Source organism: Actinoplanes sp. NPDC048967 (assembly GCF_040649415.1).
Lineage (GTDB): Bacteria > Actinomycetota > Actinomycetes > Mycobacteriales > Micromonosporaceae > Actinoplanes.
In genome coordinates this window covers 157,067-176,743 of sequence record NZ_JBEZFL010000008.1, presented here as the reverse complement: position 1 = coordinate 176,743, position 19,677 = coordinate 157,067, and the positions used below count along the sequence as shown (strand labels likewise).

Below are 19,677 nucleotides of genomic sequence, written 5' to 3'. Positions count from 1 at the left end.
CGCGGGAATGATCGGAGAATGACGATCATCGAGACGCGGGGAGTGGACGCCCTGCTGACCCGGGCCCGCGCCGGCCTGCGCCGGCTCGACCCGCACCAGACCCTCGCGGCGGTCGCCGCCGGCGCCCTGCTCATCGACACCCGCACCGAAAGTCAGCGCCGGGTGCAGGGCGAGCTGCCCGGGGCGCTGGTGATCGACCGTACGGTGCTGGAATGGCGCCTGGATCCGGCGTCGCCGGACCGGATCCCCGAGGCGACCGGATACGACCGGCCCGTCGTGGTGGTCTGCCGGCAGGGCTACAGCTCCAGTCTGGCCGCGGCCGGGCTGCAGGCGGTGGGCCTGCGCCGGGCCACGGATCTGATCGGCGGGGTGGAGGCGTGGCTGGCCGCCGGTCTGCCGATGACCGACGGCCCCGCCGACGTCCGTCTCTGAGTGGCGCCACCGTCCTGCCCCACCCGGCACATCACCCGGGCCGATGCTCGACGCGGCGGGGCAGGGCGCTGCCGGCCTCAGATCCTGGCGCCCAGGTCGGCTCCGTTGGCCGGGCGCAGGAAGGCGGAGGTCGCGATCGCGCCGGTGGCCGTCCGCGGTCCGGTGATCACCGAGCTGTCGGTGCTGGCCGGCGCCGGGACCGAGCTCAGGTTCCACGAGTTGCCGCTGCCGGTCGAGCGGCCCAGCGCCACCGCGGTGCCGTTGCGGACGGACAGGTTCGCGGTGAGCCGGGAGGTGCTGGAGTCCACATCGAAGCCGGTCTTCGGGTTCGCGTACGCGGTGTCGTGGTCGAAGATCAACGTCCCCGGGTTGCCGTTGTCGGTGAAACCGTGCGCGGCGTTGCTGAACGCCATGCTGTTGCGGATCACGTGGTCGGCGGCCGGGTCGGGATCGCCGCCACCCATCTTGAAGCCGTTGCCGTCGCCGGCGAAGTTCGGGAAGTTCCACCGGTTGAACCCGTTGCCGTACGCGATGCTGCCCTCGACGGTGATCGGTGAGGTGAACATCCAGGCGTCGAATCCGTCGTCGACGTTGTTCCACAACCGGGCGCCGCGCACCACGTTGCCGGTGCCGCTGCCCTCCTTGATCGCCAGGCCGTCCGCACTCTCGCCGTTCTTGCGCGGGTCCCGGTTGAGGTAGCTGTCCAGATCGAGCACCAGGTTGCCGCTCGACGCGCCCTGGATCTGCAGACCGGACTCGTAGTTGTCGTGCGTCGACAGGCGTTCGAAGACGTTGCCGTTGCACCCGTCGCAGTAGAGCCCGTACGGGCCGTTGACCAGTTCGAGGCCGGCCAGTCGCCAGTACGAGGCCGCCATGTGCACGGTGCCGCGCTGGGCCCGGGGGACGCTGCCGCCGACCGGGGCGGGCGTGTTGGGCAGGGCTTCGCCGTCGATGACAACGCGTTCGGTGCCGTACCGGGTCAGCGTGATCGGCTGGCTCGCGGTGCCGCTGCGGGTGATCTGGATGTTGGTGGTCAGGGCGTACGTACCGCCGCGCACGGAGATCACGGTGCCGGGCTGGGCCAGGTCGACGGCCCGCTGGATGGTGCGCAACGGGTGGGCCTGGTCGCCGGCGTTGCTGTCGTTGCCGGTGGTGGCCACGAACAGGGGAGCCGGTGCGGCAGCGGTCGCGGGGGCCGGTGGGCCGACGGTGACGCCGACGGCGGCCAGGGCGACGGCGGCCGCGAGCGCGGCGGTGTCACGGGCATGCACGGGGAACCTCCGGGGGGTGAGGAAAGACGGGCGGGATCCGCCACCGCGCGCTGCCCTGGAACGCGGTGGGACCCCGGGATGCGCCCGGCTCCGGTAAGCGCTTTCCTGGCGAGGCTAGCCACGCCCGGATCGACTGTCAACGATGGCCGGGCGGCTGCCTCAGGAGCCCTCCGCCACCGCGCAGAACTCGTTGCCCTCCGGATCGGTCAGCACCCAGTGGCCGCTCTCGTCGTCCGGGGCGCGCACCACGCCGGCGCCCAGCGCCAGCAGGTCGTCCGGGTCGCGGTCGCGGAGCACCACGTGCCAGTGCAGCCGGTTGGCGCCGTCGCGGGCCTCCGGCACCGGATCGAAGACGAAGAAGTCCCACGGGAAGTCGGGCGCGCCCCGGACCACCGCGGCCTCGCCCTCGGCCGCCACCTCGCCGCCCAGCACCGCACCCCACCAGCGGGCCTGGGCCCGGGCGTCGCGGCACTTCACGACCAGCTCGAAGATGCCCGGAGGCCGGTCGTCGACCGCCGGAAAGGCGCAGAACTCGTTGCCCTCCGGGTCGGCCAGCACGTACCACGGGTCGGTGCCCGGCCGGCGCAGCAGCCGGCCGCCCGCCGCGACGATGTGGTCGACGTCCGCTCCGGGCAGCCGGACGTCCAGGTGCACCCGGCTCTGCTCGGTCGCGAGCCGCCGCACCCGCCGTACCCGGACGATCTCGTTGCGGGGCCGGCCCGGCCCGGGGTCGATGCGGAACGCCGCGGGGCCTTCCGCGCGCGCCGGCGCGCCGAGCACCGAGGCCCAGAATCGCGCGACGGCCGGCGGGTCCAGCGCCTGCAGGCTCAGGCCGTGGAACTGGGCCGGCGGCAGCACGTACCGGGCGAGGTCGTCGGTCAGGGTCGGTCGGGACATCGTTCCTGATTACCCGTCCGCGACGGCGATCGTCAATGTCGCGGCGTGCTTGTCCAGCTAACGGGTGGCGGCACCGGTGGCGTGCGGCTCATCCGCTCAGCTCGGCCCGCGCGTGACCGAAAGGTGCCGGAGAAGGTCGGGGTTCGTGGCACGGGAAACGGTGAGCGGGATGAGCTCTGGGCAGGTACGCCCAGGAGTAGGCACGAGCGGCGGTGCGCCTGACCGCCTGCTGCGCGCCGCGGTCGCCGCGACCGTGGCCTGGCTCGTCCTCTACACCGTGCTGACCGCGCTCTGCCGGGACTCGCCGCGCGGAGCGATGTTCGTCGGCGACATCCTCTATCTCGTGCCGCTGATCGCCGGGGTGCTCGTCGCCGGGGTGGCGGTCCGCCGGGAACAGGGCCGGCACCGCACGCTGTGGCAGCTGCTCACCGTGGCGTTCGCGGCCCAGCTCACGGGCGAGAGCATCTGGGCCGGCTACGACTATCTGACCCCCGACGGGCCACCCGCGCCGTCGGTGGCCGACATCGGTTTCCTGCTCTCCTCGACGCTCATGGTGGTGGCGGTCCTGGTCGGCTTCGGCGGAGCCGGCCGGCTGCGGCACCTGCGCGGGTTGCTGGACAGCACGCTGATCATCGTGAGCCTGGGTGCGCTGGGCTGGCAGATGCTGGTCAGGCCGCAGCTCTCCGAGGGGATGGCGTTCGCCGACGCGGTCAACATCGCGTACCCGCTGCTGGACGTGGTGCTGCTGGCCTGCCTGGGCATCGTCGGGCTGGCCGGGCACAAGTCGGTGCCGATGACGGTGCGGCTCGTCGGGGCGGCCGGGGCCGTCAACGCGGTCAGTGACATCGTCTACACCTACATCGCCACCTTCAGCGACTACGACAGCGGCAGCTGGGTCGACATCGGCTTCGAGATCGCGGCGGCGCTGTGCTTCCTGGCCGCGGTGGTCGCCGTACGGCGTCCGGAGCTGCCCGCCGAGCCGCGGTCCTTCGACCGGGGTATGCCGCTCATGCCGATCCTCATCTCGGTCACCGCCACTTCGGCGCTGGTCGCGTTCGACAAGGTGAGCGCCGGGGCCGTCGGTGATCTCACCCTGATCGTCGTCGCCGTCCTGTTCCTCACCGTCATGCTGCGCCAGTACCTGTTCGCGGCCGACCGCGCCGGTCTGGCCGAGCAGCTCGCCGTGGCCGTCACCGAGCAGCGGCGGCTGGCCGTGACCGACGGCCTGACCGGCCTCTACAACCGCCGCCACCTCATGGCGATCGTCGACCGGTTGCGCGGCGCGCCCGCCGGCCGCCCGGTCAGCCTGATGGTCGTCGACCTGGACCACTTCAAGCTCGTCAACGACACCCACGGCCACCTGGCCGGCGACGCGGTCCTGCAGGAGGCGGCGGCCCGCATCACCACGACCGCCCGGGCGAGTGACGTGGTGGCCCGCTACGGCGGCGAGGAGTTCGTGCTGCTGCTGACCGACACCGACGGGGCGGAGGCCGAACGGCTGGCCGAGCGGGTGCGCCGGCGGCTGCGCGAGACACCGGTCGTCGTCGGTGACGCCGTCATCGCGCTGACCGCCTCGATCGGGGTGGCCAGCTCACCGGACGGTTCGGTCCAGCATCTGCTCGAGGCGGCCGACCGGGCGCTCTACCGCGCCAAGGAGCACGGCCGGGACCAGGTCATGACCGTCGCCGCGCCGGTACGGGAGCCGGTCGCCGTACCCGGGCCGACCGGCTGACCGGCTGAGCGGCGCCACACTTCGGCCGGCACCGAACCGTTGCCGCCGTACCGTGTCGGCGTGCAACAGATCAACGGCCGCGAGGCCGCCGTCGCCGTTCTGAACGATCCTCGCTTCGTGGTGCCCCCAGTGCCGCCCGGCGCGAGCGGGATCGCCTGGCTGCGGGCCACGGTCGGCCGGTTCAGCTCGGGCCCGGCCCACGACCGCCGGCGGGCCCTGGCCGTCGCTGTCCTGGACGCCGTGCCTCCCTCGACGCTCAGCACCGGCGGCGGGCATCCGGTAACCGTGCTGGCCCGGGCCCTGGGCCTCACGGAGCCGGTCACGGACCTGGTCCGCGACGTGGCACAGGGTTACCAACCGGGCGCCGGCGATGTGGGCCGGGCCGACGCGGCGGTCGATCGGCTGGTGACGATCCTCGGCGGGGAGTACGACGAACCGACCGCGGCGCTGATCGGGGTGCTGACCCAGGCGTGCGACGCGACCGTGACGCTGATCGAGCGGGCCCGGCACCGGCCGGTCGACGAGGTGCTGCACGACGACCCGCCGGTCCGGGCGACCCGGCGTCAGGCCCTCGTGGCGGCCACCGTCGGCGGGGTGGCGGTGGAGGCCGGCGAGGTGGTCCTGGTCGGCCTGGCCGGGGGAGCTGCCTTCGGCGCCGGCCCACGCCGCTGCCCTGGCCGCGACCATGCCCTCGCCCTGGCCGAGGGCGCCCGCACGGGGGATTCACCGGGCGTTCACCGGGGTTCGGGGGACAGCGGCGCCGCCACCGGCCCAGACTGAGCCGATGATCGCGCTGGAGATAGCCGGCCTGCTCATCCTGGCCACCGCCACCTGGCTGGTCCTGAACAGGCCGCAGTCCGGCTCGGGAGTCCTGCACCGCCGCCTGACCACGACGATGCTGGCGGCCGGCGGCGCGGTGCTCGCGGGCAGTCTCGTCGCCGGGGTGGTACTGGCGTTCTGACCCGGGGCGTTTGAAGACGGTTGTCGCGGAAACAGTGCGGCGATGCCGGGATGGTTGCAAGCGGGTGGATGGGGACTGCTGGCGGGTTCGGCGCTGCTCGTCGGCGCCGCGGTCGGCTACCTGGCGCGGATCCCGCAGAAGATCATCGCCTCGATCATGGCCTTCGGCGCCGGGGTGCTGCTGTCGGCCGTGTCGTTCGAGCTGGTGGCCGAGGCCTACGCGAGCGGCGGGCTGCTGCCGACCGCGGCGGGCGCGATCGCCGGGGCCGTGCTCTACACCGCGGCCAACGTCCTGCTGGCCCGGCGCGGCGCCCGGCACCGCAAACGCTCCGGCGATCAGCAGCCCTCCGAGCAGGACCAGGGCGGATCCGGTACGGCGCTGGCCCTCGGCGCCCTGCTCGACGGCGTACCGGAATCGATCGTCATCGGCACCAGCCTGCTCGGCGGCGGCGCGGTGAGCGTGGCCACCGTGGTCGCGGTGTTCATCAGCAACGTGCCCGAGGGCCTGTCCAGCGCGGCCGGGATGCGCCGCGCCGGCCGTTCCCGCACGTACGTCTTCGGGCTGTGGGCCGGGATCGCCGTGATCAGCGGTCTGGCCGCGCTGGCCGGCTACACCCTGCTGGGCGGCGTGGCGCCGAGCGTCCTGGCCGCCATCACCGCGCTCGCGGCCGGCGCCATCCTCACCATGATCGCCGACACGATGATCCCCGAGGCCTTCGAGAAGACCCACCTGGCCATCGGCCTGATCACCCTGCTCGGCTTCCTGACCGCCTTCGCCCTGTCCCGCGCCGGCTGAGCTCCGCGGGCGCTCACTGCGACGGCAGGGTGGCCACGGGGATGCCCTCGCCCACGGCCCAGGTCAGGCCGTCCCGGATGGCGTCCAGCGGCAACGGTCGGTCGCGGGTCACCGCCACCACCACGGTGGCCGTCGGCGGCAGGAACGGGTTGCGCTCGCCGGCCGCGGCCAGCTCGGTGCCGACCCGGTAGGCCAGTTTCACCGCGTCGTCGTACGGCAGCGCCGGCACGACCAGCAGGAAGCTGTCCTCGTCCAGGCGGGTGATCCGGTCGGCCGGGCGCAGCACCGCGGCCAGGACCGCGATCAGGCCCTCGTTGCGCAACGCCAGCGTGCGGCGGCCGGTCTGCTCGGGCAGCACCTGCACCGGGGCCGGGCGGACGCCGAGCAGCGCCACCGGCAGCGTGCCCGAGGCGGTCACCCCGTCGGCTCCCGACCAGCGCCGTACCCCGGCCTCGTCGGTCAGAGCCGCCTGGTGCCGGCCGCCGGGCGTGGACCCGGTCGCGGGGGACCGCAGCTTCTGGATCGTGGCGCGGTCGCGGTCGGTGCGTTCGGCCAGCAGCCGTACCGCCGCGTCGGCCCGGCCCTCACCGGGCGTCGCCGGCAGGTGCCGGACCCGCTGCACGACATCGTCGATGGTCGCGCGCGCGGCCGCGGGCAGGCGGTCCGCCAGGGCCTCGCGCAGGCGCAGCACCTCGTGCAGGGCGTCGTCGCGCCGGAAGCGCCAGTCGCCGTCGAACACCCGGCCGGCCTCCAGGGTGGCCGCCGCGGGGTCGACCTCCTCGCGGTCGTGGGCGACGAGCACGGCGCCGAAGCGGGGCGTCAGGACCGCGACGGTCCACTCGCGAGCCAGGTCCTCGGAATCGTGCAGCAGGACCGGGTACGGCCCGGCCGGCAGCTCCGGCGGGTGGGTGGCGACGACACCGACCACCGCGACGGCCGCCAGCTTCGCGATCCGTTCGTACACCTCGCGTTCGCGCTCGAAGTACGGCAGCCGCTGGAACAGCGCGATGACCACCATGGGCCCGTCCTCGGCGACGGCCAGGGCCGCCTGTTCGATGGCGTGCGAGACAGTCACCAACGTGGACTTGGTCAGGCGTTTCCCGTTCATCGGGCCGGACTCTACGGCGGTGGCCGGAGCTCCGCCACCGGTGCGTCTCAGGCCGGCCGGCCGGCCCGGGCGACCAGGGCCGCCGCGATGTCACGGACCTTGCGGTTGCCCTGCTGCGAGACGCCGATGAGGATCTGGATCGCCTCCTCCGGGGTGCACCGCCGCTCGCCCATGATGATGCCCTTGGCCTGCTCGATGACGGCCCGGCTCTCCATCGCCACCCGCATCTGCTGGGCCAGGGTGACCTGCACGTCGTAGACGTGGGCGTTGGCCAGGGCCGCGGCGGCGTACGCGGCGAACGTCTGCGCGAGCGCGATGGCCTCGTCGTCGAAGGCGTCCGGCGCGGTCGAGTAGACGTTGATCGCCCCCGTGACCCCCTCCTCCACGGGCAGCCCCACGGCCAGCGCGCTGCGCACACCGGCGTCCACGGCCCGGACGGCCCAGTCGGGCCAGCGGCTCTCGCTGTCGGTGTGCGGGGTGGCCAGGGTCTGCAGGGAGGCCGCGGCGTCCAGGCACGGGCCGTGTCCCTGCCGGTACTGCGCCTCGTCCAGGCGCAGGGCGAGCTCGGCGGTGAAGGCGGCGGTGGCCGGGCCGGTGGGGCGCACGAGGGTGACCGAGACCGCGTCGGCGCCCGGAACGGTGGCCCGGGCCAGCTCCGCGACGGTCGTCAGCACGCCGTCAAGGTCCGTCTCGCCGAGCTTGATCCGGCCGAGCCGGGCGAAGGCCTCGGCGGCGGCGGGCCGGTGCGTCTCGGACATCAGCGGTCTCCTTGCCGGCCTCGGTCGGCCAAGGCCACACGCTACCCCCTCGACGGCCCGGCCAAGTTGAACCGGTTCAAGCGTTTCTCGGACAGGCCTCCCGGACCCGGCGCAGACTGCTGTCATGCGGATCGGAATCATCGGCGCCGGCGAGCTGGGCGGATCGCTGGCCGAGTGGTGGACCCAGGCCGGTCATGACGTCGTCGTCAGCTCCTCGCCCGCCGCCACGACCACAGTCACCGCGACGGACGCCGCCACATTCGGCGACGTCGTGCTGTTCGCCCCGGACTGGGCGACCGCGCACACCCTGATCGACGCCACCGCGGGCGCGCTGAGCGGCAAGCCGGTGCTGGACGCCACCGACCCGGTGATCTGGGACGGCGGCTACCAGCGGGCCGTGCCGGGCGAGCTCAGCGGCATCGAGACCCTGGCGACCTGGGCCCCCGACGCGCACTGGGTCAAGGCGCTCAACACCTGCACGCCCAGCGTGCTGCGCCGGCGCCGCGGCCGGGACCCGCTGCTGGCCGAGTTCATCTGCACCGATCACCGGGACGCGCGCAGCGTGGCGACCCGGCTGATCCAGGATCTCGGTTTCGCGCCGTTCTTCGCCGGTGGGGCGAGCAACGCCTGCCTGACCGAGGCCGGCGGGCCGCTGCGGATGCGGGAGATCGATGTGGCCGACGCGACGGCGGTCTTCGCCGAGGTGGTCGGCTCCGCGCGGTGAGCCGGCACGTCACGAAGGACCGCTAGCCCTGCCCCGGCCCGACCGGCAGGGCGAGAGCAGCCTCCAGGGCGGTCGCGTGCGGATGGGCGATGTCCGGCAGCACGCCGCCGCCCTCCCAGTTGCCGCCGGTCACCGCGTCGCGGACCTCGGCCTCGGGCAGCAGGCCCAGCACCTGCGGAGTCAGCCGGACCGGCGTCACGTGGTCGGCGGCACCGCGGGTCGGCTCACCCACCACGGTCGCGCGTCCCCGTGCCTGCAGGTGATACGCCAGCGCCTCCGCCGAGGAGTACGTCCGCGGGCCGGTCAGGACCAGCAACGGCTGGGTCAGCGCGCTGCCGGGCGGGGAGTCGGTGGTCCACCACTGCCGGCTGCGGTCCCGGTAGAGCACGTCGGACAGTTGCTGGGCGTCATCGCCGAGCAGCGGGCCCGCGACCGCCGCCAGAGTGGCCGGGTCACCGCCCCCGTTGCCCCGCAGGTCCAGCACCAGCCGGGTGGAGTCGCGGGCGAGGGTCAGGGCGGCGTCGACGTACGGCCGGGCGATCGCGTACGGCTCGAGCGCGTTCAGGATGAGGACGCAGGTGCCGTCGTCCAGTCGCCGGACTGAGGTGACGCCCGCGGCTCGGCGCCGTACGGGTGCGGGGTCCGGTGGCGGCCAGCCGGTGGCCTCGTCGTCGGCCTGCTCCGCACCCGCGGGGTCGAAGTGCAGCTCCAGGTGCCGGGAGTGGGCGTTCGCGCATTTCTGCAGGGCCTGGCAGCCGGCCGCGTCGACCGGCTCGTGGCGACCGGCGAAGGCGGCGGCGAGGTCGGCGGTGAGCCCGTCGAGCCGGGGCCCCGGTGGCATGAGCCGGCGCAGCCAGCCGGCCAGCACTGCGCTGAGCTCGGCGACGGTCCGGACCTGATCAGTGGACATGGTCCGACCGTAGGGCAGAAATCGGCGCGCAGCGGGCCGTCGCGCTCTGCCTTCGGCAGAGAAGCCGGGGCCGGGCTTTCCGCATTGCCGCGGCGGGGCCGCCGAAAGGCCTTCGTGCGTGCCGGGACGCCGTTGCGTGGGGCGTCGTCATCGCATTCGCGACGGCGTCACCGGCGGGCGCGGAATCAGCGCTTGCTGTGGAACGCCTCGACGATCGAGGTGGGGATGCGGCCGCGTTCGGAGACCTCGTAACCGTTCTTGTTGGCCCATTCCCGGATGGCCTGGTTCTGGTCGCGGTTGGCCCGGCTGGGGGCCGGCGCGGTGCTGCGCGCGGCGATCCGCGGGGTGCTGCTGCGGCCGATCCGGGAGGCGGCGGCCAGGTACGGGTCGAGCGCCTTGCGCAGCTTGCCGGCGTTCTTGTCGGAAAGGTCGATGGTGTAGCTGACGCCGTCGATGCTGAATTCGACGGTGCGGTCCGCTTTGCTGCCGTCAATGTCGTCGGTCAGCAGGGTGACGATCTGCTTGGCCATGTGGTCGCTCCCGGATAAGCCTTTGGTGCGGCACCTGGTGACCGCCTCTATTGGCGATACCATAGCCGATATCGCCATGCCGTCGTCCGGCGCAGTGCGATAAATGAATCCGCGTTCTTCCGTGTCGCGTATCCGTTACCGCGGCGTCGCACAAGGTGGCGCGGTCGCCGCCGCGCCGCCGGTCCGGTGCGGGCGGTTATATGGGCCCGCGCGACCCGGTCCTCTGCTTTGTGGTCGGTCCATAACGGACAAAGACAGTGGCGAATGAGCGGGGCCGTGTTTCGGCTTGGTGTCGGTTGCTTGACAGGCAAGTTGTGACCGTTAACACTTTCGGCAATCTTCCGGCTCCCACCCCTGGATAGAGGCCTTCATGGTCGCCGAGCCCCGTCGTCGCGGCACCCGACACCTGTCCCGTATCGCTGCTTGTCTGCTGGCCGCCGGCGCCCTCGTGGCACCGGCCGCACCCGCCGCCGCAGCCGATGTCACCGGCGGCCTGGTGCTGCGGTACGACCTCGACCAGACCTCCGGGACCGCGGTCCCGGACACCTCGGGCCACGGCCGTGACGGCGTCCTGAGCGGGGACGCGTCCTTCGCGCCCGACGGCGGTGGTCTCGTCCTCGGCGGCACCGACGGGCACGTGCGGCTGCCGGACGACGTGCTGGCCGGGCTCGGTGCGGTCACCGTGGCGGCCGACGTCTACATCGACACCGCGCAGGCCACGCCGTACATGATCTGGGCGCTGGGCAACACCGACGCGGGCGGTGCCGGCAACGGCTATCTGATGGCCACCGGGGACCCCTACCGGACGGCGATCGCCGGCGGGAACTGGAGCACCGAGCAGACCGTCAAGGCCGGATCGGGTCTGCCCCGCGGGGTCTGGGCGAGCATCGGTTACACCCTCGGCGCCGACGGGGTGGCGACCGAATACCTCAACGGACAGCCGGTGGCGACCACCTCCGGCGTCACCCTCACCCCCGGCAGCATCGGCTCGGGCGTCACCGAGGCGAACTACCTGGGCCGGTCCGTCTACACCGCGGACGCCCACCTGCACGGCCGGATCCGCAACTTCCGGATCTACGACCGGGCGCTGAGCGCCGCCGAGGCCGCCGGGATCGCCATCGCCGACGCGACCCGGGTCGCGGGGGACCGGGCGGCGCTGACCCTGGGTGACACCTCGGCGGTCACCGGTGACCTGAGCCTGCCGGCCGCCGGGCCCGCGTACGGGAGCAAGGTCTCCTGGTCCTCCTCGGACCCGGCGGTGATCACGCCCGCCGGTGCGGTGACCAGGCCGGCCGCCGACACCACCGTGACCCTGACCGCGACCGTCGCCAGCGGCTCCAGCAGCGCCACCCGCGCCTTCCCGGTCACCGTCAAGGCCGCCCTCAGCGCCGCGCGGAAGGTCGAGCAGGCCCGCGACGCGCTGACCGTCACCAACCTCGACGACGCCCGCGGCAACCTGACCCTGCCGGCCAGCGGGCTGCACGGCACCACCGTCGCGTGGTCCAGTGCGGACCCCGCCACCGTCAGCGCCACCGGTGTCGTGCACCGGCCCGCGGCCGGCAGCCCGGCCCGGCGGGTCGCCCTCACCGCCACCGTCAGCCTCGGCCCGGTCAGCGCGACGAGGTCGCTGACCGCCACCGTGCCCGCTCTGCCGGCGCCCGCACCGCTGAAGGGCTACGCCTTCGCCTATTTCACCGGCAACAGCATCGCCGGCGAGAAGATCTCCTTCGCGGCCAGCCAGGGCAACAACGCCCTGCGCTGGACCGAGCTCAACGGCGGCCAGCCGGTGCTCACCTCCACGCTGGGCACCAAGGGCCTGCGCGACCCGTTCCTGATCCGCTCGCCCGAGGGCGACAAGTTCTTCCTGATCGCCACCGACCTGTCCATCGGCAGCGGCACCTCCTGGGACGACTCGCAGCGCCGCGGCAGCCGCTACCTCGAGGTGTGGGAGTCCACCGACCTGGTGCACTGGGGGCAGCAGCGGCACGTGCTGGTCTCACCGCCGACGGCCGGCAACACCTGGGCCCCCGAGGCGTTCTGGGACGAGACCCTGGGCCAGTACGTCGTCTTCTGGGCGTCCAAGCTGTACGCCGAGACCGACCCCGGGCACACCGGCGACGCCTACAACCGGATGCTCTACGCCACCACCCGCGATTTCGTCACGTTCAGCACGCCGAAGATCTGGCAGGACCGCGGCTCGTCCCGGATCGACAGCACGGTGATCAAGGACGGCGGCACGTACCACCGCTTCACCAAGGACGAGGGTGCGGTCACCGGCTGCAGCGACATCATCCAGGAGCGGGCCGACTCGCTGACCGCGGTCGACGACGTGGCGGACCCCGCGTACGACCCGAAGAACCCGGCGTGGCGGATCGTGGCCTCCTGCATCGGCAAGGCCGCCGGCACCTCCGCCGTGGAGGGCCCGACCGCCTTCAAAGCCAACCCCGGCGACGAGTCCGGCTCGGACTACTACCTCTTCGTCGACGAGTACGGCGGCCGCGGTTACATCCCGCTCGGCACCGACAACCTCGACGCCCCGGCCTGGAAGGTGCCGGCGAGTTACGCCCTGCCGAAGAGCCCGCGCCACGGCACGGTGCTGCCGATCACCCAGGCCGAGCTCGACCGGCTCTCCGGCACGCCCGATCCGCTGCCCGCCACCGCCGACGGCCTGGTCGCCCACTACGCCCTGGACCAGAGCACCGGCACCGCAGTCGTCGACTCCTCCGGCAACGGCAACAACGCCACGGTCGCCGGCGGCACGAGCTGGAGCGACGGCAGCCTGACCTTCGGCGGCACCGACGGCTACGTGAAGCTGCCCGACAACGCCATGGCGGGAATGCGGGCCATGACCGTCTCCACCGACGTCTGGATCGACCCGGCCCAGCCCAGGCCCTACTTCCTGTGGGGGATGGGCAACACCGACAGCGGCGGCGCCGGCAACGGGTACGTGTTCAGCACCGGCGACAACTACCGCGCGGCCATCGCCTCCGGCAACTGGACCACCGAACAGGGCACGGCGACCGGCAGCGCCCTGAGCCGCGGCTCGTGGCGGACGCTGACCTACACCGTCGGTGACGGCACCGCGACCCTCTACCTCGACGGCCGCCAGGTCGCCCGCACCACCGCGGTCTCCGTGACCCCCGGCTCGATCGGCAACGGCGTCACCAAGGCCAACTACCTCGGCCGCTCGGTGTACGCCGCGGACAAGTACTTCAAGGGCCGGATGCGCGACGTCAGCATCTACGACCGGGCCCTGACCGCCGCCGAGGTCGCCCGGCTCGGCGGCAACGCCACCACGGTCTCCGCGGTGACGCTGGACAGCCTCAAGGCCCCGGCCCTGATCGACAGCGAGGCCGGCACCATCGTCCTGCCGGTGCGCCCCGGCACCGACCGCCGGAACCTCGACCCGGTCTTCACCGTGGCGAGCACCTCGACGGTCACCGGTGCGGGAGCCGGCGACTGGTCCACCGCACGGCGCATCACCGTCACCAGCGCCACCGGCGCGACCCGTTCCTACACGGTCACCACCCGGGTGCTGCGCTCGCCGGTGCTGCCCGGCCTCAACGCCGACCCGAACATCGTCCGCTTCGGCGACACCTACTACATCTACGCGACCACCGACGGCATCGCGGGCTGGGGGAGCACCACCTTCAAGGCGTGGTCCTCGACCGACCTGGCCACCTGGACCGAGCACGGCACGATCCTGGACCTGGCCGACGTGTCCTGGGCGCACACCAACGCCTGGGCCCCGGCGATCGCCGCGGCCAACGGCAAGTACTACTTCTACTACTGCGCCGCGGGCAACATCGGGGTGGCCACCGCCGACTCGCCGCTCGGGCCGTTCACCGACTCCGGCGCGCCTCTGATCGACCGCGACGACTACGCCGGCGCCCAGCAGATCGACCCGGCCGTGTTCACCGACAGCACCGGGCAGAGCTACCTGTACTGGGGCAACGGCAAGGCCTACGTCGCGCCGCTGAACGCGGACATGACCTCGATCGACGTCGCCGGGCGGCAGACCATCGGCGGGCTCACCGACTTCCGCGAGGGCCTGTTCATGAACGAGCGGAACGGGACCTACTACCTGAGCTACTCCGTCGACGACACCGGCAGCGAGAACTACCGGGTCGCCTACGCCACCGGCAGCTCGCCGTACGGGCCGTTCACCGCCCGCGGGGTGATCCTGGCCAAGGACCCGGCGCAGGGCATCCTCGGCACCGGGCACAGCTCGATCATCCAGGTGCCCGGCACCGACGACTGGTACATCGCGTACCACCGCTTCGCGCTCACCGGCGGCGACGGCTTCCACCGCGAGACCACCATCGACCGGTTGTACTTCGACGCCACCGGAGCCATCACCCCGGTCGTCCCGACCCTGGAGAGCGTCGACCCGCTCACCTACACCGGGGTGCCCCCGCAGGCGTCGATCTCCCGGCCCGGGACCGGCGGCTGGTACGGCGCCGGCGCCACCCTCACCCTCAGCGGCGGGGCGGGCAACAGCACGATCGAGTACGCGCTGGGCGACGGCGCCTGGGCCGCGTACACCGGACCGGTGCCGCTGCCGGCCGGCTCGTACACCGTGCGCCACCGGGCCCGGGGCGCGAACCTGATCCTCGGCCCGGTCGCCGAACTGCCGGTACGGGTCGACCCGGAACCGCCGATGTCCGCCGTCGCGGTGCGGACCACGGGGAACGCCTCGACGGTCACGCTCAGCGCCCGGGACACCGCCTCGGGCGTGGCCTCGATCAGCTACCGCGTCGACGACGGCGCGTGGCAGCCGTACACGAAGCCGTTCACCCTCACCGGCGTGCACCGCCTCGCGTTCCAGGCCACCGACCGGGCCGGCAACCAGGAGACCGCGCAGCGGGTCACCGTGCCGATGCGGCCGGACGTGACCGCCCCCGCGGTCACCGGGCTGACCGATCCACGGCAGCCGACCGGCCGGCACGGCTGGTTCACCGGCCCGGTGGCCCTGGTCGTCACCGCCACCGACCCGTCCGGCATCGCCTCCCGCGAATACCGGACCGCCGGCGGCAAGTGGCGGACCTACACCGGACCGGTGTCCCTGCCGGCCGGCGTGACCACCGTGACCTACCGGGCGACCGACCACTTCGGCAACGTGTCGGCGCCGGGCACGCTCACCGTGCGGCGCGACCCTCAGCCGCCGTCGGTCAGCGCGGCGGTGCGGGTCGGCCGGTCACCGGTCACGGTCACGCTGAGCGCCAAGGACGGCGGCTCCGGGGTGGAACGGATCTCGTACCGGGTGGACCGCGGTGCCTGGCGGACCTACCAGGCACCGGTCAAGGTCCGGGGCAGGGGCACGCACCGGGTGTCGTACCGGGCCACCGACCGGGCCGGTAACACCAGCCCGGTGCGGACCGTGCAGGTGCGGATCCGCTGACCTCACGGCGTCGCCGCGGCCACCAGCTCCTGGTACGCGGCGACGCCGTCCGGGTCGGCGTAACCACCGGCGGGCACGACCGACGTGCCCAGATACCAGTTGTCATGCTGCCAGTAACACACGACCTGGAACCCGTGCGAGGCCAGCCAGGTGCGGGAGGCGCGGATCGCCGGTCCCCGCGACGCGCGGACGCCCTGGTCGTCGTCGATGCCCCACTCGGTGAGCGCCAGGGGGCGGCCGAGGGCGCCGAAAGCGCCGTACCAGCGCAGCATCCGCGGGTCGCTGCCGACGCTGACCGGGTCGTCCGGCTCGCTGCCCCGGGTGCTGGCCTGCCAGTACAGATCGATCCCGTACGCGTCGGCGGAGGCGACCGGCACGATCCAGTCCCGAACCTCGCGGTCCCCGCCGGTGCCGTTGTTGGTCACGAACGCCGAGCCCGAGCGCCACTGGTACGCCATGTGCACCGGAACCACGTTCACGGCCGCGTTGACCGCCTTGCTCTGCTGGTACACGCGGGTGAACGCGGCCACGAACTGCACGCCGGTCATGTCGTCCTCCGGCTCGTGGTAGTACGTCAGATAGCTCCCCGCCGGCATCGCCGCGGCGATCGCCTGGATCTCGCCGTCACACGTGCCGGCGGCGACGGCGACCGGCGTGCAGGTCGTCTTGAACGAGTACCAGAGCGTCGCGCCGTAGGTCTGCTGACAGCTGAGGGCGTCGGCGGGTGGCAGGGCGGCGGCCGAGGTGAAGACCCGGCGGACGGTGAGCTGCGGCCCGAGATGCGCCCGCTCGTCGAGGAACCCGGCACAGGTGTTGCCACTGCCGACGGTATCGGCGCCGGAGGTGGTGGCACCGACGGCCAGTGTCGGCAGGACAAGCGCGGCTGCCGGGGCCGGGGTCACCGGTCCGGCCAGCAGCAACGCGACAATCAGGGGAACGTGCATGCGTCCTCCGCGGTCACGGGATGGTATCGAGATGCTACGATGCGTAGCCATTGATCACCATCGCTGTGCGCCCGGATCGCCGCCGGGCGTTAGAGGACCACGGGCACCGCCAAAAGCCGGTAGCCCGGACCGGTCGCCTGGGCCAGCCGGGCCGCCTCGGCGCCGTCCTCCCCGGTGAGGAACACCCCGACCGGGAACCGTTCGTCGCTGTCACCCTTGGCGCAGAAAACATAGACGGTCCGGTCGTTGTCGCGCCGGGCACCGTCGGGAAGGCCGTCGACGACCGCTTGGGCTACCTCGGCGGGCGACGCGACGCCCAGGCCGCCGTCGACCCCACCCAGCGGCCCCCTCGGCCGAGCGGTGTCGTGCGGCGAGAACTGATGGAAAGGCTCTGCTGCATGCCGGGCAGCACGCCCTCGCGCCCCCGATAGCACGACGCGACCATTACCCGGCCGCGCCGTGCTGTCCAGGCCGCGCTCAGACCGCGAAGCCGCCGTCCACGTTGATCGTCGCGCCCGTGACGTAGCGTCCGTCCGGGCCTGCCAGGAACGCCACGGCTGCGGCCACGTCGGCCGGCTCGGCGTAGTGGCCCAGCGCGGTGAAGGCGTTGACGGCGTCGGCGTTCGGGCCGTCGGCCGGGTTCAGGTCCGTGTCCGTCGGGCCCGGGTTGACCAGGTTGACGGTGATCGCCCGCGGGCCCAGCTCCCGGGCCAGGGCCTTGGTCAGGCCGGTCAGCGCGGTCTTGCTCAGCGCGTACAGGGTGAAGCCGGGGAAGACCGCCCGCTCGGCCACGTTGCTGCCGATCGAGATGATCCGCCCGCCGCCGGTCAGGTGCCGCAGCGCCGCCTGCGCGGCCACGAACGGCGCCCGGACGTTGACCGCGATGCTCTGCTCGAAATCCGCCCGGTCGAGCTGCTCCACCGGCCCGAGCAGGAAGGCGCCGGCATTGTTGACCAGGATGTCGAGCCGGCCGAGCTCGGCGGCGGCCCGGTCGACGGCGGCCACCACGGCCGCGGGGTCGGCGCTGTCGGCCGGTACGGCGACCGCCCGCCGCCCCAGCATCGTGATCTCGTGCGCCACTTCCTCGGCCCGCTGCTTGTCCCGCAGATAGGTCAGCGCGACATCCGCACCGTCCCGCGCCAGCCGCACCGCCGTCGCGGCGCCGATGCCCCGCCCGCCGCCGGTCACCAGCGCCACCTTGCCGTCAAGTCGGTTCGTCATGCCGTCAACCCTGCGCGATCACCCGGCCCGGGTCTGGCGGCAATAGGACGTGGCGTTCGTACAATGCCGGCGATGCCTGCCGCCGCCGACCGTCCGATCGTCTTTCTCGATGTCGACGGGCCGCTGATCCCGTTCGGTGGCTCGGGCCGCCGCTACCCGCCCGCGGATCTCGCACCCGGCGACCACCCGCTGCTGTGCCGCCTCGACCCGGCGGACGGGCCGAAGCTGCTCGCGTTGCCCGGCGAACTGGTCTGGGCGACGACGTGGGGGGAGCACGCCAATGAGGTGATCGCGCCGCGGCTCGGCCTGCCCGGCCTGCCCGTCGTCACCTGGCCCGACAGCGAGGACGACCCGGTGGGTGGCCGGCACTGGAAGACCGCCGGGCTGGTGCGGTGGGCGGCCGGGCGTCCGTTCGTCTGGGTCGACGACGAGGTCACCGACCGGGACCGCCGCTGGGTGGCGGCCTGCCATCCCGGACCGGCACTGCTGCACCGGGTCGATCCGCGCGCCGGCCTGACGGATGCCGACTTCGCCGCGCTCGCCGGCTGGCTGGATGCGGCTGACCGCCGGTCAGCGGGGCACGCGTAGCTCGGACAGCGGAGGGTCGCCGAGCGGCGAGGTCTCCCACCGGGCCTCGAACGTCCCGGCCGCCGGGTCGAGCCGCAGATGCAGGCGGTGCGGCGTCTCGACGAAGATCACATCGACGTGCAGCTGCCCGCCGGCCCAGGCGGATGCGGTGGCCAGCGGGCCCGTGGTGGTCCATGCGCCCGGTGCGCCCAGGGCGGCGGCCAGTTCGGAGTCGCCCTCCCGCAGCCGGATCTCGTCGGGTCCGGTCACCACCTGGACGGTGTGCAGGCCGGGAAGCTGATTGCCCGTTCCCGGTCGCAAGGTCAACGGCGTGCGGTCGGGCTGCAGCCCGTCGGCCGCCGGGCCGGGCAGGGGTACGGTCCCAGGCGTCCAGACCCGGTCGGGCGGCGCGTCGGCGGTCAGCGCGGGCAGCAGGTGCGTCCACACGGCTTCCAGTACGCCCGGGGCGTCCAGGCTCTGCGACGTGATCGCCACCACCGCGTCCGCCTCCGGCAGGACCAGCATGAACTGGCCGTACGCGCCGTCGCCGCGGTAGCCGTGGCGGCTGCGCCAGAACTGGAAGCCGTACCCCTGGTCCCAGTCCGTCTCGGGGACGCCGGTCGTGATGTGCGCGCGGGTCGCTTCCTCGACCCACTGCGGGCTCAGCAGCTGCCGGTCAGCCCAGACACCGTTGCGCAGGTAGAGCTGGCCCAGCTTGGCGATCGCTTCGGTCGGCACGTGCAGACCCGAGAAGCCGATCTCGCGTCCTTGCGGGTCGCGCGTCCAGCCGGTCCGCGTGATGCCCAGCGGCTCGAACAGCCGGGGCCGCAGGTACGCCGTCAGCGACCCCCCGCTGATCCGCTGGATGATCGCCGACAGCGCGTGGGTGCACGGCTGGTTGTACGCGAACACCGTCCCCGGCTCGTGCTCCGGCGGGGTGAGCAGGAAGCCGCGCAGCATGTCGCCGTCGCCGGCCGTCCGGGCCCGCTCGAAGGCGTCGCCGTCGTGTCCGCTGGCCATCGCCGCCACGTGCCGGACCCGGATCGCGCGGGACCGCTCGTCGGTCACCTCCGCGTCGAGCTCCGGGAAGTACGACAGCACTGTCGCGTCCAGGTCCACCCGGCCCTCGTCGACCGCGAAGCCGAGCGCCGTCGACGTGAAGCTCTTGCTCACCGAGTAGGCCAGCCGCGGCGTGCCCGGCTCGTACGGCGGCCACCAGTGTTCCGCGACCACGTGCCCGTGCCGCAGCACCATCAGGCTGTGCAGTTCCGCGTCGCTCAGCGCGGCGACCGCGGTGACGAACCGGTCGATCCCGGACGCGTCGACGCCCTGTGCCGCCGGTCCGCTGCGCGGCAGCACCGCCTCCCCGAGGGTTCTCATCCTCCGAACCTAGCGTCACGGGTGGGCGGCCCGCGCGGGTGATACG

The 19,677-nt window shown here is 73.2% G+C and carries 18 protein-coding genes; 8 read left to right on the top strand and 10 right to left on the bottom strand.

From position 1 onward, the window contains the following. The first annotated feature begins 18 nt into the window (after positions 1 to 18). A complete protein-coding gene (locus tag AB0C12_RS31635; RefSeq protein ID WP_360553518.1) occupies positions 19 to 432 on the top strand; it encodes a rhodanese-like domain-containing protein in 414 nt (137 codons plus the stop codon). Between the two features lie 77 nt (positions 433 to 509). On the opposite strand, the gene AB0C12_RS31630 is transcribed toward AB0C12_RS31635, so the two are convergent. After that, positions 510 to 1,703 (bottom strand): right-handed parallel beta-helix repeat-containing protein, encoded by a 1,194-nt coding sequence (locus tag AB0C12_RS31630; protein WP_360553517.1) that lies wholly within the window; start codon positions 1,701 to 1,703, stop codon positions 510 to 512. A gap of 159 nt (positions 1,704 to 1,862) precedes the next feature. After that, positions 1,863 to 2,600, bottom strand: a complete 738-nt coding sequence (locus AB0C12_RS31625) for a VOC family protein (RefSeq protein WP_360553516.1) — start codon at positions 2,598 to 2,600, stop codon at positions 1,863 to 1,865. Positions 2,601 to 2,769: 169 nt separating this feature from the next. Between AB0C12_RS31625 and AB0C12_RS31620 the strand changes: the two genes are divergently transcribed. From AB0C12_RS31620 to AB0C12_RS31605, 4 genes are read left to right on the top strand one after another with little or no spacing between them, the layout of a single operon-like run. Then, positions 2,770 to 4,332 carry a GGDEF domain-containing protein gene (locus tag AB0C12_RS31620; protein WP_360553515.1) on the top strand — a complete coding sequence of 521 codons (1,563 nt, stop codon included), beginning with the start codon at positions 2,770 to 2,772 and terminating at the stop codon, positions 4,330 to 4,332. 60 nt (positions 4,333 to 4,392) lie between these two features. Beyond that, positions 4,393 to 5,112, top strand: coding sequence for a hypothetical protein (locus AB0C12_RS31615; RefSeq protein ID WP_360553514.1), 720 nt, complete (start codon positions 4,393 to 4,395; stop codon positions 5,110 to 5,112). 4 nt (positions 5,113 to 5,116) lie between these two features. After that, complete coding sequence (locus AB0C12_RS31610; RefSeq protein ID WP_360553513.1) at positions 5,117 to 5,293, top strand: hypothetical protein; 177 nt, start codon at positions 5,117 to 5,119, stop codon at positions 5,291 to 5,293. Positions 5,294 to 5,335: 42 nt separating this feature from the next. Then, positions 5,336 to 6,088, top strand: a complete 753-nt coding sequence (locus tag AB0C12_RS31605; RefSeq protein WP_360553512.1) for a ZIP family zinc transporter — start codon at positions 5,336 to 5,338, stop codon at positions 6,086 to 6,088. Between the two features lie 13 nt (positions 6,089 to 6,101). Here the strand turns inward: AB0C12_RS31605 and AB0C12_RS31600 are convergent, their stop codons facing one another. Both AB0C12_RS31600 and AB0C12_RS31595 read right to left on the bottom strand, forming a co-directional pair. Further along, complete coding sequence (locus AB0C12_RS31600) at positions 6,102 to 7,196, bottom strand: DICT sensory domain-containing protein (protein ID WP_360553511.1); 1,095 nt, start codon at positions 7,194 to 7,196, stop codon at positions 6,102 to 6,104. A gap of 47 nt (positions 7,197 to 7,243) precedes the next feature. Beyond that, a complete protein-coding gene (locus AB0C12_RS31595) occupies positions 7,244 to 7,954 on the bottom strand; it encodes a GAF and ANTAR domain-containing protein (protein ID WP_360553510.1) in 711 nt (236 codons plus the stop codon). A gap of 124 nt (positions 7,955 to 8,078) precedes the next feature. On the opposite strand from AB0C12_RS31595, the gene AB0C12_RS31590 reads away from it, so the two are divergent. Continuing rightward, on the top strand, positions 8,079 to 8,678 hold the full coding sequence (locus AB0C12_RS31590) for an NAD(P)-binding domain-containing protein (RefSeq protein ID WP_360553509.1): 600 nt from the start codon (positions 8,079 to 8,081) through the stop codon (positions 8,676 to 8,678). Positions 8,679 to 8,700: 22 nt separating this feature from the next. On the opposite strand, the gene AB0C12_RS31585 is transcribed toward AB0C12_RS31590, so the two are convergent. After that, a complete protein-coding gene (locus tag AB0C12_RS31585; RefSeq protein ID WP_360553508.1) occupies positions 8,701 to 9,588 on the bottom strand; it encodes a S41 family peptidase in 888 nt (295 codons plus the stop codon). A 185-nt stretch (positions 9,589 to 9,773) separates the two neighbouring features. Next, entirely contained in the window at positions 9,774 to 10,118 is a 345-nt protein-coding gene (locus AB0C12_RS31580; protein ID WP_360553507.1) for an Lsr2 family protein, read from the bottom strand. 370 nt (positions 10,119 to 10,488) lie between these two features. Between AB0C12_RS31580 and AB0C12_RS31575 the strand changes: the two genes are divergently transcribed. Continuing rightward, positions 10,489 to 15,519, top strand: coding sequence for a family 43 glycosylhydrolase (locus AB0C12_RS31575; protein WP_360553506.1), 5,031 nt, complete (start codon positions 10,489 to 10,491; stop codon positions 15,517 to 15,519). Between the two features lie 2 nt (positions 15,520 to 15,521). On the opposite strand, the gene AB0C12_RS31570 is transcribed toward AB0C12_RS31575, so the two are convergent. The 3 genes from AB0C12_RS31570 to AB0C12_RS31560 form a co-directional block, all read right to left on the bottom strand. After that, positions 15,522 to 16,463 (bottom strand): hypothetical protein, encoded by a 942-nt coding sequence (locus AB0C12_RS31570; protein WP_360553505.1) that lies wholly within the window; start codon positions 16,461 to 16,463, stop codon positions 15,522 to 15,524. A gap of 89 nt (positions 16,464 to 16,552) precedes the next feature. Next, positions 16,553 to 16,897: a hypothetical protein gene (locus AB0C12_RS31565; protein WP_360553504.1), complete on the bottom strand. Its 345-nt coding sequence runs from the start codon at positions 16,895 to 16,897 to the stop codon at positions 16,553 to 16,555. Between the two features lie 43 nt (positions 16,898 to 16,940). Further along, positions 16,941 to 17,684 carry an SDR family oxidoreductase gene (locus AB0C12_RS31560; RefSeq protein ID WP_360553503.1) on the bottom strand — a complete coding sequence of 248 codons (744 nt, stop codon included), beginning with the start codon at positions 17,682 to 17,684 and terminating at the stop codon, positions 16,941 to 16,943. Between the two features lie 72 nt (positions 17,685 to 17,756). Here AB0C12_RS31560 and AB0C12_RS31555 point away from each other — a divergent pair, with 72 nt between their 5' ends. After that, entirely contained in the window at positions 17,757 to 18,272 is a 516-nt protein-coding gene (locus tag AB0C12_RS31555; protein WP_360553502.1) for an HAD domain-containing protein, read from the top strand. On the opposite strand, the gene AB0C12_RS31550 is transcribed toward AB0C12_RS31555, so the two are convergent. Further along, positions 18,255 to 19,631, bottom strand: a complete 1,377-nt coding sequence (locus AB0C12_RS31550) for a serine hydrolase (RefSeq protein WP_360553501.1) — start codon at positions 19,629 to 19,631, stop codon at positions 18,255 to 18,257. The genes AB0C12_RS31555 and AB0C12_RS31550 overlap by 18 nt on opposite strands. Between the last annotated feature and the right edge of the window lie 46 nt (positions 19,632 to 19,677).

Bases quoted from the DNA above. Each gene is read 5' to 3' on its own strand.
- AB0C12_RS31635 (WP_360553518.1), top strand. From the start codon at position 19: ATGACGATCATCGAGACGCGGGGAGTGGACGCCCTGCTGACCCGGGCC.
- AB0C12_RS31625 (WP_360553516.1), bottom strand. From the start codon at position 2,600: ATGTCCCGACCGACCCTGACCGACGACCTCGCCCGGTACGTGCTGCCG.
- AB0C12_RS31620 (WP_360553515.1), top strand. From the start codon at position 2,770: ATGAGCTCTGGGCAGGTACGCCCAGGAGTAGGCACGAGCGGCGGTGCG.
- AB0C12_RS31610 (WP_360553513.1), top strand. From the start codon at position 5,117: ATGATCGCGCTGGAGATAGCCGGCCTGCTCATCCTGGCCACCGCCACC.
- AB0C12_RS31605 (WP_360553512.1), top strand. From the start codon at position 5,336: ATGCCGGGATGGTTGCAAGCGGGTGGATGGGGACTGCTGGCGGGTTCG.
- AB0C12_RS31600 (WP_360553511.1), bottom strand. From the start codon at position 7,196: ATGAACGGGAAACGCCTGACCAAGTCCACGTTGGTGACTGTCTCGCAC.
- AB0C12_RS31595 (WP_360553510.1), bottom strand. From the start codon at position 7,954: ATGTCCGAGACGCACCGGCCCGCCGCCGCCGAGGCCTTCGCCCGGCTC.
- AB0C12_RS31590 (WP_360553509.1), top strand. From the start codon at position 8,079: ATGCGGATCGGAATCATCGGCGCCGGCGAGCTGGGCGGATCGCTGGCC.
- AB0C12_RS31585 (WP_360553508.1), bottom strand. From the start codon at position 9,588: ATGTCCACTGATCAGGTCCGGACCGTCGCCGAGCTCAGCGCAGTGCTG.
- AB0C12_RS31580 (WP_360553507.1), bottom strand. From the start codon at position 10,118: ATGGCCAAGCAGATCGTCACCCTGCTGACCGACGACATTGACGGCAGC.
- AB0C12_RS31575 (WP_360553506.1), top strand. From the start codon at position 10,489: ATGGTCGCCGAGCCCCGTCGTCGCGGCACCCGACACCTGTCCCGTATC.
- AB0C12_RS31570 (WP_360553505.1), bottom strand. From the start codon at position 16,463: ATGCACGTTCCCCTGATTGTCGCGTTGCTGCTGGCCGGACCGGTGACC.
- AB0C12_RS31560 (WP_360553503.1), bottom strand. From the start codon at position 17,684: ATGACGAACCGACTTGACGGCAAGGTGGCGCTGGTGACCGGCGGCGGG.
- AB0C12_RS31555 (WP_360553502.1), top strand. From the start codon at position 17,757: ATGCCTGCCGCCGCCGACCGTCCGATCGTCTTTCTCGATGTCGACGGG.
- AB0C12_RS31550 (WP_360553501.1), bottom strand. From the start codon at position 19,631: ATGAGAACCCTCGGGGAGGCGGTGCTGCCGCGCAGCGGACCGGCGGCA.